15 protein-coding genes are annotated in these 14551 nt (G+C 65.7%); 4 read left to right on the top strand and 11 right to left on the bottom strand.

The features are described from left to right. Positions 1 to 21: 21 nt before the first annotated feature. From BIWAKO_RS00520 to BIWAKO_RS00505, 4 genes are read right to left on the bottom strand one after another with little or no spacing between them, the layout of a single operon-like run. Positions 22 to 924, bottom strand: coding sequence for an ABC transporter permease (locus BIWAKO_RS00520; protein WP_069882040.1), 903 nt, complete (start codon positions 922 to 924; stop codon positions 22 to 24). Beyond that, positions 924 to 1883, bottom strand: a complete 960-nt coding sequence (locus tag BIWAKO_RS00515) for an ABC transporter permease (RefSeq protein WP_069876854.1) — start codon at positions 1881 to 1883, stop codon at positions 924 to 926. The genes BIWAKO_RS00520 and BIWAKO_RS00515 overlap by 1 nt, the downstream gene beginning before the upstream one ends. Positions 1884 to 1938: 55 nt before the next feature. Continuing rightward, on the bottom strand, positions 1939 to 3516 hold the full coding sequence (locus BIWAKO_RS00510; RefSeq protein ID WP_069876853.1) for an ABC transporter substrate-binding protein: 1578 nt from the start codon (positions 3514 to 3516) through the stop codon (positions 1939 to 1941). A gap of 12 nt (positions 3517 to 3528) precedes the next feature. Then, positions 3529 to 4239 carry a FadR/GntR family transcriptional regulator gene (locus tag BIWAKO_RS00505; RefSeq protein ID WP_069882039.1) on the bottom strand — a complete coding sequence of 237 codons (711 nt, stop codon included), beginning with the start codon at positions 4237 to 4239 and terminating at the stop codon, positions 3529 to 3531. A gap of 134 nt (positions 4240 to 4373) precedes the next feature. Here BIWAKO_RS00505 and BIWAKO_RS00500 point away from each other — a divergent pair, with 134 nt between their 5' ends. After that, positions 4374 to 5327, top strand: coding sequence for a dihydrodipicolinate synthase family protein (locus BIWAKO_RS00500; protein ID WP_069876851.1), 954 nt, complete (start codon positions 4374 to 4376; stop codon positions 5325 to 5327). A gap of 41 nt (positions 5328 to 5368) precedes the next feature. Then, positions 5369 to 6592, top strand: coding sequence for a mandelate racemase/muconate lactonizing enzyme family protein (locus tag BIWAKO_RS00495; protein WP_069876849.1), 1224 nt, complete (start codon positions 5369 to 5371; stop codon positions 6590 to 6592). Between the two features lie 104 nt (positions 6593 to 6696). Here the strand turns inward: BIWAKO_RS00495 and BIWAKO_RS00490 are convergent, their stop codons facing one another. From BIWAKO_RS00490 to BIWAKO_RS00465, 6 genes are all read right to left on the bottom strand, one after another. Beyond that, positions 6697 to 7428 (bottom strand): amino acid ABC transporter ATP-binding protein, encoded by a 732-nt coding sequence (locus BIWAKO_RS00490; protein WP_069876848.1) that lies wholly within the window; start codon positions 7426 to 7428, stop codon positions 6697 to 6699. After that, positions 7409 to 8062 (bottom strand): amino acid ABC transporter permease, encoded by a 654-nt coding sequence (locus BIWAKO_RS00485; protein WP_069876846.1) that lies wholly within the window; start codon positions 8060 to 8062, stop codon positions 7409 to 7411. Before BIWAKO_RS00485 ends, BIWAKO_RS00490 begins: the two co-directional genes overlap by 20 nt. Then, entirely contained in the window at positions 8062 to 8757 is a 696-nt protein-coding gene (locus tag BIWAKO_RS00480; protein ID WP_069876844.1) for an amino acid ABC transporter permease, read from the bottom strand. The genes BIWAKO_RS00485 and BIWAKO_RS00480 overlap by 1 nt, the downstream gene beginning before the upstream one ends. Positions 8758 to 8824: 67 nt before the next feature. After that, complete coding sequence (locus BIWAKO_RS00475; protein ID WP_069876843.1) at positions 8825 to 9628, bottom strand: transporter substrate-binding domain-containing protein; 804 nt, start codon at positions 9626 to 9628, stop codon at positions 8825 to 8827. Positions 9629 to 9712: 84 nt separating this feature from the next. Next, entirely contained in the window at positions 9713 to 10699 is a 987-nt protein-coding gene (locus BIWAKO_RS00470; protein WP_069876841.1) for a 2-hydroxyacid dehydrogenase, read from the bottom strand. A 23-nt stretch (positions 10700 to 10722) separates the two neighbouring features. After that, positions 10723 to 11484, bottom strand: coding sequence for a GntR family transcriptional regulator (locus tag BIWAKO_RS00465; RefSeq protein ID WP_069876839.1), 762 nt, complete (start codon positions 11482 to 11484; stop codon positions 10723 to 10725). Between the two features lie 205 nt (positions 11485 to 11689). Here BIWAKO_RS00465 and BIWAKO_RS00460 point away from each other — a divergent pair, with 205 nt between their 5' ends. After that, a complete protein-coding gene (locus BIWAKO_RS00460; protein WP_069876838.1) occupies positions 11690 to 12889 on the top strand; it encodes a mandelate racemase/muconate lactonizing enzyme family protein in 1200 nt (399 codons plus the stop codon). An 11-nt stretch (positions 12890 to 12900) separates the two neighbouring features. Next, positions 12901 to 13668: an SDR family oxidoreductase gene (locus BIWAKO_RS00455; protein ID WP_069876836.1), complete on the top strand. Its 768-nt coding sequence runs from the start codon at positions 12901 to 12903 to the stop codon at positions 13666 to 13668. Positions 13669 to 13710: 42 nt separating this feature from the next. Here the strand turns inward: BIWAKO_RS00455 and BIWAKO_RS00450 are convergent, their stop codons facing one another. Continuing rightward, positions 13711 to 14547, bottom strand: coding sequence for a 3-oxoadipate:acetyl-CoA acetyltransferase (locus BIWAKO_RS00450; RefSeq protein WP_244523328.1), 837 nt, complete (start codon positions 14545 to 14547; stop codon positions 13711 to 13713). Between the last annotated feature and the right edge of the window lie 4 nt (positions 14548 to 14551).

Below are 14551 nucleotides of genomic sequence, written 5' to 3'. Positions count from 1 at the left end.
CTTTGACTTTCTCTGCTTTGATCAGGTGATGTCGGCGCGGGGATCGAAGGCGTCGCGAAGCCCGTCTCCGATGAAATTGATGGCGAGCACGGTCGCGACCAGCGCGGCGCCGGCCGGCATCCATTGCCAGGGGTGCAGCTCCAGCACGACGGTCGAGCGCGCGGCCCTCAGCATGTTGCCCCAACTCGCTTCGGGTGGGACGATGCCCATGCCGAGAAAGGAGAGGCCGGCTTCGAGCAGGATCGCATTGGCGACCTGCAGGGTGGCGTAGACGACGAGGATATCGAGCGAGTTCGGCAGGGCATGGCGCCAGAGCAGGTGCCCGAGACCGGCCCCGAAGCCGCGCGAGGCGACGACGAAATCGCGTTCGCGCAGCTCCAGCAGGCGCGCCCGCACCATGCGCGACAGCACCGGCCAGGAGAGCAGGGAGATCACGAAGATCGTTGGCAGGATGCCCGTGCCGGTGATCGAGGCGAGCACCAGCAGCAGGATGACCGGCGGCAGCGTCATCGCGAGATCGACCAGGCGCATGATCATGCCGTCGAGGGCCCGCCCGCCGAAGGCAGCGACCGCGCCGACGACAAAGCCGACGCAAAGCGAGATCGCGACCGAGACGGAGGCGATCAGCAGCGAGATCCGCCCACCCTGCAGCAGCCGGGCCAGCGTATCGCGGCCGACGCCGTCGGTGCCGAGCCAATGGGCTGCCGTCGGTCCAGAATTCAGCGCCCGCAGATCGATGCTGTTGGGCGCGTGGCGCCACCAGAGCGGGTAGGTCAGCACGGCGAGCAGGACGGGCGCCAGGATGAGCAGTCCCGCGATCGCCGCGCGATTGCGAAGAAAGCGCCCGAGCGCGCGCTGCAGCGGGCTCCGGCTGCGGCCTCGCAGAGGGACCGCGCTCGCGGCGATCTTCGCATCCGCGTTCATCATCTCACCTGGATGCGCGGATCGACCACCGCATAGGCAAGGTCGGTCAGAAGGTTGACCAGGATGACGCCGGCACCGATCAGCAGCGTCGCGCCCATGATCACGGGGTAGTCGCGGGTCTCGACGGCCTTGACCATCAGCAACCCCATGCCCGGCCAGTCGAAGACACTCTCGATGAAGATCGCGCCGCCGATGGCGATGCCGATGGTCGAGCCGATCAGGGTGATGACGGGCAGGACGGCGTTGCGCAGGGCATGCCTGACGATGACCGCGAACTCGCCGACGCCCTTGGCACGCGCCGTGCGCAGATAATCCTGGTTCAGCACCTCGATCATCGAGGAGCGCATGTAGCGCATGAACAGCGCGGAATAGACGCCCGCCAGCAGCGAGGCGGGCAGGATGAGATGGGCCAGCAGGTCGGAGAGCGAGAAGGGCGCGCCCGGCGTCAGCATCCCGCCCGAGGGAGCCCAGCGCAGCACCACCGCAAAGACATAGAGGCCGAGCAGGGCGTTGAGGAAGGCCGGCGTCGAGATCGTGACGAAGGCGACCAGGCCGAGCCCGATATCGAGGGCGGAGTTGCGCTTGACCGCGCCGAGGACGCCGGCCGCGATGCCGAGCATGATCGCCATGGCAAGGCCGGTCAGCATCAGCAGCAGGGTCGGCCCGGTGCGCTCGACCAGCAGCGGCAGCACGCGCACGCCCGCCCTGTCGATGGAGTAGCCGAGATCGCCGGCGAGCGCCGCACTGAGCCAGACGAGATATTGCACCGGCCAGGACCGGTCGAGGCCGAGCCGCTGGCGCAGCGCGTCCATCTCGGCCTGGCTCAGCGGCGCCAGCGGATTGAGATAGGCGTCGACCGGGTCGCCGGGTGCCAGCCGGAGCAGCACGAAGACCATGATGCTGAGCGCAATCAGCATCATCAGACCGGCGGCGAGCCGTTTCAGATAGAAGCCAAGCATGGGTCAGTCCGTCGTCGAAGGGACGAGGGAGGGCCTTTTCGGCCCTCCAGCCGGCTCAGGGCGCGATCGACCATTTCTCCGGCGTGGCCGCAAACGGCCCGCCGCCCGGCGCCGGCGTCCAGACGAAGTCCTTGAGCTTGACCGAGGCGACACCATAGCGATTGGCGACCCACATCGTGCCCCAGGGCAGCGTCCTGTTCATGACGGCGCAGACATCCTGGTATTTCGTCGTCGCCTTGGCCTGATCGGTCTCGGCGACGGCCGCGTTCAGCGCGCTATTGAGTTCGGGGATCTTGATCTGCAGGAAGTTCTGGCCGACGGGCGGGATCTGGCTCTCGTTCAGCCCGAGATTGAGCGTTCCGGGATCGGGGCCGTTCTGCAAGCCGGCATAGACCAGGGGGAAATCAGCCGGGTTCGACGTCCGGGACATGGCGATGGCGTTATAGCCGGCGGGGTCCAGGGCGCGCGGCACGACATTGATGCCGACCTGGGCGAGCATGGACTGGACGGCGGCCATGACATTGGCGGTCAGCGGGTTGTTGTAATAGGTCAGCCAGGTGATCGGCTTGGCGCCGTTGATCTTGTCCCAGCCGGCCTCCTTGAGCAGCTGGGTCGCCTTGGCCGGGTCGTAGGCATAGGCCTCGAGGCCCTTCGGGATCAGGCTGCCTTCGACATAGCCGCAATCGGCCTTCTTGGCGGCGCCCTTGTAGAGGCTCTCGATGATCGCGTTGCGGTCGATCGCGTGCATCACCGCCTGGCGCACGCGGATGTCGTTCCAGAGCGGCACCTGGTTGTTGAAGCCGATATAGTTGGCGACGTAGGAGGCGCCTTCGATGATCGTGTAGTCCTTGTTGCCCTTGAAGGTCGGGACGTCGTCGGACTCGATATAGGTGAACTGGATCTCGCCGGCTCGCAGCGCCGAGATCGCGGCGGCCGCATTGGCGAAGTAGCGGTTGATCAGCCGGTCGACCTTGGGCTTGCCGCCACGATAGCTCTCATGCGCGGCGAGCTCGACGAAGCGGTCGGTCTCGTAACGCACGAATTTGAACGGGCCGGTGCCGATCGGCTTCGTCGACCAGAGCGCGTTCTTCGCCATGTCCTCGGGCGCGATCCCCGAAAGCACATGCGCCGGCAGGATCATCATCTTGGTCAGGCTGACGATCAGGGCGTTGTCGGGCCTGGAAAGCCTGACCACGACGGTGCGCGGGTCCTTGACCTCGACGCTGTCGATGGCCGCCAGGCGCGCAGACAGCAGGCTCGCGGTCTTCGGGTTCTTGTTGAGCGCGATGGTGAACTTGACGTCGTCGGCGGTGAAGGCCTGGCCGTCATGCCAGGTCTCCTGCGCCAGCTTGAACGTGTAGCTCAGCTTGTCGTCGCTGACCTCCCAGCTCGTCGCCAACGCCGGTACGAGCTTGGTCAGGCCGGCATCATAGGTCACCAGCGGCTCGAAATAGGTGCTCAGCCAGGTGTAGCCGGCCGGCGCCGTCATCGGGTTGAAATTGCCCTGCAGGCCACCGGGGCCGACATCGAAGCCTCCGGTGATCGTCTTCATCTGGGCGAAAGCCGGCGTCATCATCGTGCCGGCCAGCAATGCGGCGCCGATCAGCGCCCTACGATACGTCCTCATGGTCATCGTAACCTCCCATCAGCTCGCCGCCTTGTTGGCTGCGATTATTTTTGAGATGCCGTGATAGTGGTGGTCGAGGCGCTCGCGCGCCGTCTCGGCGTCGCGTTTCGCGACGGCCTCGACGATCTCGTGGTGATCGCGCCAGGTTGCGACCGGATCGCGATTTTCGAGATTGATGAAATCCGAGGCCTTGACGAAGGCCTGCCAGAAAATGTCGAGCAGCTTCAGCAGGAGCTGGTTGTTCTGGCAGCGGAACAAGGTGCGGTGGAAGCGCCGGTCCTCCTCGAGGAAGCTCTCTCCGGCATCGACCCTGGCCTTCATCTTTGCGGTGAGGGCGCGCAGCTCGGCGATGTCGTCGGCGCCGATCACCTGCACCGTCCTGCCGATCAGCGCGCCTTCCAGCGCGCGCCGAATGGTCAGGAGCTCTTCGAAATCATCGAGCCTGCCGCGCAGGCCGAAGGCGAGGTTGTCGAGCAGCGGGGCGAAGGAGAAGTCGCTGACGAAGATGCCGATGCCGCGCCTGGTCTCGACGATGCCGACCGATTCCAGCGCCTTGACCGCCTCGCGCACCGAGTTGCGGCTGACGCCGAGCTGCTGGGCGAGGTCGTTCTCCGGCGGAAGCTGGCTGCCCGGGGGCAGGCCGCTCTCGTCGATATAGGCCTTGACGCTTTCCAGCACGGAGACGTGCAGCGATTGCGGCTTCACCAGGGGCCTGATCGTCCGGGTCACGGCCTTCGACCTCTCCTGTGGCGGGTAACCCACGCCGCGCCCGAGAGCGCAGCCGGGCTTCCATCCGGTTGTTGAGCGATATCTACTTGTAGGATATCCGTGAAGTCAACAAGACGACTTGAGGGGATGCGACGATGGCGGGAAAGCTCGACCGGCCGGGCAGGTGGGGCTCGCTCCGCGGCAACTGGGCGACCTTGCTGCTGCCGATCGAGCCCGATGGGCGGATCGATCTGTCGCGGCTCGCCGACGAGATCGATGTTCTGATCGCCGCCAGGGTCGACGGCATCTATTCGAATGGCACGGCCGGGGAATGCCACAACCAGACCGAGGCCGAGTTCGACGCGATCCAGCGCGTGCTGGCCGAGCGCTGCAGCCGCGCGAACATGCCCTTCGTGATTGGCGCCTGCCAGCCCGATCCGAGCGTCGCGCTTGAGCGGCTGAGACGCGCCGCGGCGCATGCGCCGGACGGAATCCAGGTGATCTTGCCGGATTGGTGGCCGGTCAGCGATCCCGAAGCGGTGGACTTCCTGCAGATGGCCGCCGAGGTCGCTGGAGACATCAAGCTCGTGCTCTACAACCCGCCGCATGCGAAGCGTGTCCTGTCGCCGGCCACGCTCGCGGCCGTTCTGACGCAGGTGCCGCAGGTCGTCGGCATCAAGCTCGCCGATGGCGATGCGGCCTGGTACGCCGAGGCGCAGACGCATCTGGACGATTGGGCGCTCTACCTGCCCGGCCACCATCTTGCGACCGGCGTCGAGGCCGGCGTCGCTGCCGGCGCTTTCTCGAATGTCGCCTGCCTCAGCCCGCGCGGAGCGCAAGCCTGGACCGAGATGATGCTGAGCGATATCGGGGGCGCCCGCGAGATCGAGCAGCGCATCTGCGCTTTCATGGACGCCCATATCCTGCCGTTCCGGCGCGACCATGGCTATTCCAACGCCGCGCTCGACAAGCTGCTCGCCGCCATCGGCAATTGGGCCCCCGTCGGCCCGCGCCTGCGCCGGCCCTATCGCTGGATCGATGCGGCCGAGGCGGAGCGGCTGAGGCCGATCGCCCGGCGCATGATGCCCGAGATCATGGACGCGCGCTGAACCCCACCATGCCCTGACCGGTACCGAAGCGAGGGAGTGCCATGCCTGAGATCACCGGGGTTCGCTGCGTCCTGCTCAGTTCGCCCTATGCCGATGCCGATGAGCGCGAGATCAGGGCCTGTTTCCCGAACGGGCCGAAGCGCACGATCGGCATGGTCGAGGTCACGCTGGACAATGGCGTGACCGGCCTCGGCGAAGGCTATATCGCCGTGTTCGCGCCGCTGGTCTTCCAGGCTATCGTCGATCTCTGCACGCCGCTGATGCTGGGCAAGGATGGCTTCGACATTCCACGCCGGGTCAGGGACCTGCGTTCGCTCTGCGATTACTGGTCGCTCCAGGGCGCGGCGCGCCATGTCATCAGCGCCTTCGAGGCCGCCTTGCAGGACGCCAGGGGCAAGAGCCTCGGCCTGCCGGTGCATGAGCTGCTCGGTGGCGCCAGGTGCGATGCCATCCAGATCTATGGCAGTGGCGGCTGCTGCGACGCGAAGCACCAGTTCATTCGCGAGTTCGACCTGCTAAGCGCGAAGGGCATCAAGATCTACAAGATCCGCTCGCTCAAGGCTGATATCTGGCGGACCGTCTGGGTGCTGGAGGAAGCGGCCAGGCGCGGCATAAGGGTCGGCGTCGACATGTGCCAGAACCTGGCCGATCCGCCGCAGCCGGTGGATGACGTCGTCGCCTTCGTCGAGGCGGTGCATGCGGGGACGGCCGAGCGCATGCTGTTCCTTGAAGAGGCCGTCGGCCCCGACAGCCCCGAGGCCTTCCGCGAGCTGCGCCGGCGCATCGACGTGCCGGTCTGCGGCGGCGAGATCATCACGACGCCGAAGGAGATGATCGAGCGCATGCGCGCCGGCGCCTATGCCTTCGTCCAGCCCGACGCCTCGGTGATCGGCGGTCTCAGCGCGGTGATGGAGATTTTTGCCGCCGCGGACGAGCTCCCGGTCGAAGTCGTCGTGCATGCCTGGGGCGGAGCAGCCGCGATCATGACGAATTACCACGCCGCCTTTGCCGGCGGCGGCAAGCTGGTGGAATTCCCCATGCTCGATTTCCCGCTCGGCCGGGAGATGATCGGTGATCAGGGCCGGATCGACAACGGCCGGCTGCTGCTCCCGACCGCGCCCGGCCTCGGCCTGACCCTGACGCCGGAGATGGAGGCGCGCTATCCTTTCGAGGCGAGCGCCGTCTATAGCTGCGTCCTGAAGGACTGGGGCCCACCGCCGGACGAGGACTGGAAAGATCGAGGAGCGGCTGGTCGATTCGCTTGATGCGAGGCGTCATCTCCCAGGCCTATCTGCGGCAAGCAGGCTTTTCCTCCGGCAGCGACCAGGTCCGGCCATGGCCCCTTCCGCAAGCTGTGGGGCCAAGGCCGTCAATGCGCGCCGGCGCTGACGAAGTTGCGCAGCTCCGGCGTCTGCGGGTTGGAGAAGAGCTCCCGTGACGGCCCGCTCTCCCAGATCTTGCCCTGATGCATGAAGATCGTCGTGCTGGCGACGTTGCGGGCGAAGTTCATCTCATGGGTGACGAGCAGCATGGTCATGCCGCCCTTGGCGAGCTTTTCCATCACCAGCAGAACCTCGCCGGTCAGTTCCGGATCGAGCGCGGAGGTCACCTCGTCGAACAGCATCACCTTCGGCCGCATCGCAAGCGAACGGGCGATGGCGACGCGCTGCTGCTGCCCCCCGGAGAGATTGTCGGGATAGCTGTCGAATTTCTCGGACAGGCCGACTTGCGTGAGCACCTCGCGCGCCAGTGTCTCGGCCTGCGCCTGGGGCACATTCTGCGTGATCCGCGGCGAGAGCATGATGTTCTGGGAGACGGTCAGGTGCGGGAACAGGTTGTAGCTCTGGAAGACGATGCCGACATCCTTGCGCAATTCGCGCAAGTGTTTCGGATCCTGGTCGACGACATGTCCGGCGACCTCGATGCGGCCGGACTGGATCGCCTCCAGCCCGTTGATACAGCGCAGCAGCGTGCTCTTGCCCGAGCCGGAGCGGCCGATCAGGGCGACGACCTGCCCGGGTTCGACGGTGAGGGAGACGCCCTTGAGGACCTCGAGATTGCCGAAGCGCTTGTGGACGTCGTCAATGAGAACGGCTGGCATTCATCACCTGTTCGAGATGGCGGCTGAGCCGGGACAAGGGGAAGCAGATCGCGAAATAGATCAGCGCGACCAGCGTGAAGATCTGGAAAGGCTGGAAGGTCGCGTTGTTGACGAGCTGGCCGGCGCGCGAGAGTTCGACGAAGCCGACGACCGAGACGATCGAGGTGTTCTTCACGAGCTGGACGAGAAAGCCGACGGTGGGCGGCAGCGAGATGCGGATCGCCTGCGGCAGGATGATGTAGCGGTACTGCTGGCCGCGCGTCAGCGCGAGCGAGGCCGAGGCCTCCCATTGCTGGAAGGGGACGGACTGGATCGAGCCGCGCCAGATCTCGGCCAGATAGGCCGAGACATAGATCGAGAGCGAGGCAGCAGCCGCCAGGAAGGGCGGCAGTTCTACGCCCATCGCCGAGAGCCCGTAATAGCTCATGAACAGAACCATCAGCACCGGGATCGACTGGACGACCAGGATGTAGCCGGCGGCGAAGCGGCGCAGCGCGGCGACCTGCGAGAGCCGCATGATCGCGAAGACGCCGCCGATCAGCCCGCCGAGGATGAAGGCGACGCTGGTCAGCACCAGCGTCCAGCCGGCGGCGCGCAGGATGAAAAGCGCTTCGGGGAGGCCGAATGTTGTCATCAGGCTGCCTCCGCCTTGGCATCGACGCGGGCGAGCCCGGAGACCGGCGCGAAGAGCCGCTGGCCGAGCCAGAGCAGGAAGACCTTCAGACTCAGCGCCAGGAGCAGGTAGATCACGGTGACGATGATGTAGGTCTCGAAACTGCGGAAGGTCCGCTGCTCGATGATGGCCGCGGCGCCCGAGAGTTCCTGCACCGAGATGAAGGAGCAGATGCTCGATGCCAGCATCATCAGCACGAACTGGCTCGACAGCGCCGGCCAGACCCGGGCGAAGGCCGGTTGCAGCACGACGTACTGGAAGACCTGGCGCTTGCTGAGCGCGAGCGAAAGGCCGGCCTCGAGCTGCGATTTGTGAATGGAGTCGACGCCGGCGCGGATGATCTCCGTCGCATAGGCGGCAAGGTTTAGCGTCATGGCCAACAGGGCGGCCTGGGTGCCCGACATGCGGATGCCGACCAGCGGCAGGCCGAAGAATATCATGAAGAGCTGCACCAGGAACGGTGTGTTGCGCATCAACTCGACATAACAATCGACGGCGATGCCGGCCCAGCGGCCCGCCAGTGTGCGCAGCGCGACAAGCAGCACCGCGAAGATCAGGCCCAGCAGGATCGCGCTGGCAGACAGGCCGATCGTCAGCATGATCCCGTCAAGGATGATGTCGGTTTCGGCGAGGACGGATTCGAACTGGAGCGACATGATCCCTCGTCAGTCTGGCGCGAGACCCGCCGCGCAGGATCTGCGCAGCGGGACGATGCGAAACGGATCAGAAGGTTGGCAGAGGCGGCAGCGGACCGCCGACCCACTTCTCGGAGATCGCGTTCAGTTCGCCGTTCTGCTTGATGTAGTAGATCATGTTGTTGAGCCACTGCTTCAGCTCATAGGCGTCCTTGCGAACGGTCATCGAGTTCGGCTGCATGCCGAAGACGAACTTGAGCTCGGTCTCGGTTTCGCCGCGCGCCTTGATCGCGGCGTTCGCCTGCGCGTCGGGGCCGGCGATCGCTTCGACCTGCCCGGAGAACAGCGCCTGCATCGTGGTCGCGTCATCCTCGAAGCGCAGGATCGTGAGGTTGAGCTCCTTCTCGCGATTGGTGAATTCCCGCTCGACGCTGGAGCCGCGATTGACGCCGACCTTGCGGCCCTTGAGATCGGCCCAGTCTTTGATAGGCGTGCCCTTCTTGGCGTAGATGCCGGTCTGGAAGGCGCTGTAGGGGATGGTGAACATCACCGCCTTGGCGCGTTCCGGTGTCGGCGCCAGCGTCGCGACGAGGAAGTCGACCTTGCCGGCCTCGAGGGCAGGAATGCGGGCCGGCGGCGTAAGCTGGACGATCTCGACGGGCAATCCGAGATATCTGCCGATCAGGGCGGTGACGTCGGCATCGTAGCCGATCGCGTTGCCCTGCGAGTCGACGGAGCCATAGGGTGGCGCGCCGATCAGCACGCCGACGCGGACCTTGCCGCGCTTGATGATATCCGTGACCGACTGGGCCGAGGCATGACCGGCCGCGAGCGCGCCGGCGCCCAGCGCAAACAGCATCCCGATCATTCTGAGATTCTTGAACAGGCTCATGGTGCGTTTCCTTGTTGCGATCTGCTTCGTTGGCGACCGGCTTCGTGGCGTCCGGTTCGTTGAGAGGTGAGCAGGCGTGGTCGTTCAGGCAGTCTGGCGCGCCTCCCGTACGAGATTGACGAGGGGTTCCCCGGCGAAGCTGCGCTTGATGTTGTCGGCGATGGTCTGCTGGCGGCGCCAGATCGTCCCGCTCGTCCAGCCCGACATATGCGGGGTCATCACGATGTTCGGCAGCTCGTGAAAAGGCAGCTCGGAAGGCAGCGGATTGGCAGCGGCCGCGCTCGGGTAGCGATACCAGGTGTCGATCACCGCCCCGCCGATGCGCTTGTCCTTCAGGGCCTCGAACAGCGCCGTCTCGTCGATCGTCGGGCCGCGCCCGACATTGAAGATCAGCGCGTCGCGGCGCATCGCTGCGAAGGCGGCGGCGCCGACGAGGCCATTCGTTTCCGGCGTCAGCGGCACGGAGACCACGATGGCGTCGGCCGAGCCCCAGAATTCCTCCAGCCGATCGAGCGTGAAGGCGCGGTCGACGAGATCGGAGATCGGGACAGCGCTGCGATTGGCGACATGAACCTTCATCTCGAAGGCCTTGGCGCGCCGCGCGATCGCCTTGCCGATATGGCCGAAGCCGAGCAGGCCGATGGTCTTGCCGGCGATCTCGCCATGGACGCGCGCAGGCGAGCCGGCCCAATAGGCCCAGTCGCCGCGGCGCAGCTTCGCGTCGGCATCCGCCAGAGGGATATGCCGGGCGAGCAGCGCGCTCATGACATATTCCGCGATCGCCTGCTCGTGGCCGAAGCAGTTGCAGACATTAGCGGGAGCCGGCAGCAAGGCCAGGTCGACCGCGTCATAGCCGGCGCCCGGCACGTGGAAGAGCTTGAGCCCTGACGGGATCGGCAGACTGGCATCGAACTTCACGCCGATGATGACGTCGGCCTGCGCATAGGCCTGCTGGTCGGCGCCGATGCCGAGCCCGTCCGGCAGGATGCGAATATCGGCTCCCGGGCCGACGAGTTCGGCAAAGCCGGAGCTGAAGGAGGCGGCGTTCTCGCCATGGAAGATGATGCGCATGGGGTCCACTGGCCTGTTGCGTTTCAGGCGCCGAGCAGGGGCTCGACGCTGCAATCGAGTAAAGAAGGGTCGATGCGCGCCTCCATCTCGTCGAACATGCTGTCGACGAATTCGATCAGCGCATCGGAGGCCGCGACTGCGCGTTCGGCATGGCGGGTTGCGATCGCGTTCAGCACGGCGAGATGGTGATCGATCGTACCGTCGAGCGTGGTCTTCTCGGCCATATAGCTGTGGTAGATGAAGCCGATGCGCCGGAAGATGGTGTGCAGCGGGCGCAGCGTGTGTTCGAGGAACGGCTCGCCCGCGGCGGCCAGCACCATCTGGTCGATCCTGCGATCGAGCGCATTGAACTCGGCAAGCGTCAGCCCGTCGCGTTTCTCTCGCAGCAGGCGTTCCATGTGCAGCATCTGGTTGCGATGCGAGGGGCCGGCCCGTTCTGCCGCGAGGCGGATGACGAAGCGCTCGATGTCGCGGCGCAGATGCAGCAGCACACGTTCACGGGCGAGGTCGATCGGCGCGACCTGCAGGCCATGACGCGGGCGGATGATGATCAGCGTGTCGGCGGCGAGACGGTTGACGGCATGATGCACCGGGGTGCGGCCGAAGCCGGTCAGGTCCTGCAGGTCCTGCATGGCGAGAAAGCGGCCGGGCGCCAGCTCGCATTTGACGAGCAGTTCCTCAATCCGGTGATAGGCGAGTTCGAAGAGATTGATGCGATTACGCCGTGGCGGCGCGCTCGTCTCACCCTCTGCGACCAGCCGCGGGCGGCTTGGGCGCTTGGCCATGTCCCGTCTCCTCAGTCGTGGAACTCGTTGAACGGATCCATCTTGGCGTCGACCATAAACATGTTGTGATATTTTACAAGCACTCCTATGGTCGCCTCGTTTCGAGGGGGCGGGGCCGTCATCGGGCTCGTCTGTTCGGCACTCAACCAGGGCGTTCCCCGGCAAGAAACCCGGTGAAGAGCGCCAGCCGCCAGGGAGGCAGGCCGTGAAGATCACCGCCATCGAGACGTTGCGGACCGAAGAATTCGCCAATGTCCTGTGGGTTCGCGTCCATACCGATGCGGGCATCATCGGTCTCGGCGAGACCTTTTATGGGGCAGGGGCCGTCGAGGCGCATCTGCACGACACGCTCGCCATGCGGCTGCTCGGCAAGAACCCGCTGCATATCGAGGCGCTGCACAAGGAGATGACGAACCTGCCGATGGCGCAGGCCTCGACCGGCGTCGAGTCGCGTGCGACCTCGGCGGTCGATATCGCGTTGTGGGACGTCTTCGGAAAGGTTTGCGGCCAGCCGGTGCACCAGATGCTCGGCGGCCTCTGTCGTGACAGGCAGCGCATCTACAATACCTGTGCGGGGTACAAATATGTCCGCTCGCAGAACATCAAGCCGGTCTCGACCTGGAACCTGGGGGATGCATCAGGTCCCTATGAGGATCTTGACGGCTTCATGAACCGTGCCGATGCCGTCGCCGAAAGCCTGCTCGAAAGCGGCATCACGGCCATGAAGATCTGGCCGTTCGACCCGCCAGCGATCGAAAATCAGGGGCTTTTCATCACGCCTGACCAGATGCGGAAGGCGATCGAGCCCTTCGAGAAGATCCGCAAGGCGGTCGGCGACAAGATGGAGATCATGGTCGAGTTCCATTCCCTCTGGAACCTGCCGACCGCGATCAAGATCGCCCGCGCTCTCGAACCCTACAGCCCGACCTGGTACGAGGATCCGATCCGGATGAACTCGCCGCAGGCCCTGGCCGAATACGCCCGTTCGACCACGGTCTCGGTCTGCGCCAGCGAGACGCTGGGCTCGCGGTTTCCCTACAAGGACATGCTCGACCGCGACGCCATGCACATCGTCATGGCCGACCTGTGCTGGACCGGCGGGCTGACCGAAGGTCGCAAGATCGCCGCCATGGCGGAGACCTATCACCGCCCCTTCGCCCCCCATGACTGCATCGGCCCGGTCGGCTTCATCGCCGCGATCCATGCCTCCTTCAGCCAGCCCAACACGCTGATCCAGGAATCGGTGCGCGCCTTCTATACCGGCTGGTACAAGGAGCTCGTCGACACCATGCCGGTGATCAAGGACGGTTATGTCCTGCCGATGGAAGGGGCGGGGCTCGGCGTCGAACTGCTTCCCGCCGTCTTCGAGCGCGCGGACCTCACCGTTCGCCGTTCCAGCCTGTAAGGTCGCTGACCATGAGCAACCCTCTTTTCGATCTCACCGGCAAGACCGCGCTGGTGACAGGCTCCTCGCGTGGGCTCGGCCGCGCCATGGCGGAAGGACTGGCCGTTGCAGGCGCCCGCATCCTGATCAACGGCACCGACCCTGAGCGCGTCGCGCAGGCCGTCGCGGAGTTCCAGGCGGCCGGCCACCAGGCGGATGCGGCACCATTCGACGTGACCAACGAGCCCGAGATCCTGCGGGCCTTCGACGGCTTCGATGCCGCGGGCATCGCAGTCGATATCCTCGTCAACAATGCCGGCATCCAGTTCCGCAAGCCGATGGTCGAGCTCGCCACTGCGGACTGGCAGCGCGTTATCGACACCAACCTGACCTCGGCCTTCATGATCGGGCGCGAGGCGGCCAGGCGCATGATCGCGCGCGGTCATGGCAAGGTCGTCAATATTGGCTCCCTGACGAGCGAACTCGCCCGCGCGACGGTCGCGCCCTATACGGTCGCCAAGGGGGGCATCAAGATGCTGACGCGGGCCATGGCGGCGGAATGGGCCGAGCATGGCATCCAGGCCAACGCGATCGGCCCGGGCTACATGATCACCGACATGAACCAGGCCCTGATCGACAACCCGAGCTTCGACGCCTGGGTCAAGGGCCGGACGCCGGCCAGACGCTGGGGCAAGCCGGAGGAGCTTGTCGGGGCCGCCGTGTTCCTGGCCTCATCGGCATCGGATTACGTCAACGGCCAGATCATCTATGTCGATGGCGGGATGTCATCGGTTCTGTGATGGACTGCGGGCGTCCGTCGTCGCGTGACTTGTCCCGCCGCTTCAAGCCGGTTCGAGGTTCAGAATGGCGCGGGCCTCGGCGGGCGTTGCCGGCCGGCGGCCGTGGCGGGCGATCAGCTCGACGGCGAGGCTGACCAGCTCGGCATTGCCGGTCGCAAGCCGGTCCTTGCTGATCCGGATATTGTCCTCCAGCCCGGTGCGGACGGCGTCCGCGCCGCGGGCCAGCGCCCAGTCCATCACCCGCATCTGGTCGCGCCCGATGCCGGCGGCTGTCCAGGTCGCGCCGGGAATGATCCGCTTGGTCTCGGTGAGCAGGATGTCGAGCAGCACCTCGTCGGCCGGCATCGCATTCCGGACGCCCATCACGAACTGGATATGCGGGCGCGGTCCGATCAGCCCCTCGTCGATCAGGCGGCGCGCCGCATGAAGATGCGAGAGGTCGAAGATCTCGATCTCCGGTGCGATCCGATGCTCCTGCATCCGCGCTGCGAGATCGTTCACCAGGCTCGTCGGGTTCTCGTAGACGATCGTCGGAAAATTCACGGAGCCCGTCGAAAGCGAGGCCATGTCCGGGCGATGCACGAGGCTGAGGCCCCGCGCGGCGGGGTCGCGTCCACGGCCCCCGGTCGAGAACTGCACGATCATGCCCGGGCAGGCCTGGCGAATGCCGGCCTGCACCTCAGCGAAGCGCTCCGGATCGGAGGAGGGCGTCTCGTCGTCATGGCGGACATGGATATGGACGAGACTGGCGCCCGCCTCGAAGGCGGCGCGGGTCGAGGCGATCTGCTCGGCCGGCAGCACGGGCAGGTTCGGATTGTCCTTCTTGCGCGGCACGGAGCCGGTGATGGCGACCGCCACCACGACGGGAGAAGTGGTCATGCTG

The organism is Bosea sp. BIWAKO-01 (genome assembly GCF_001748145.1).
Taxonomy (GTDB): domain Bacteria; phylum Pseudomonadota; class Alphaproteobacteria; order Rhizobiales; family Beijerinckiaceae; genus Allobosea.
This window is presented reverse-complemented; position numbering and strand designations above follow the sequence as displayed.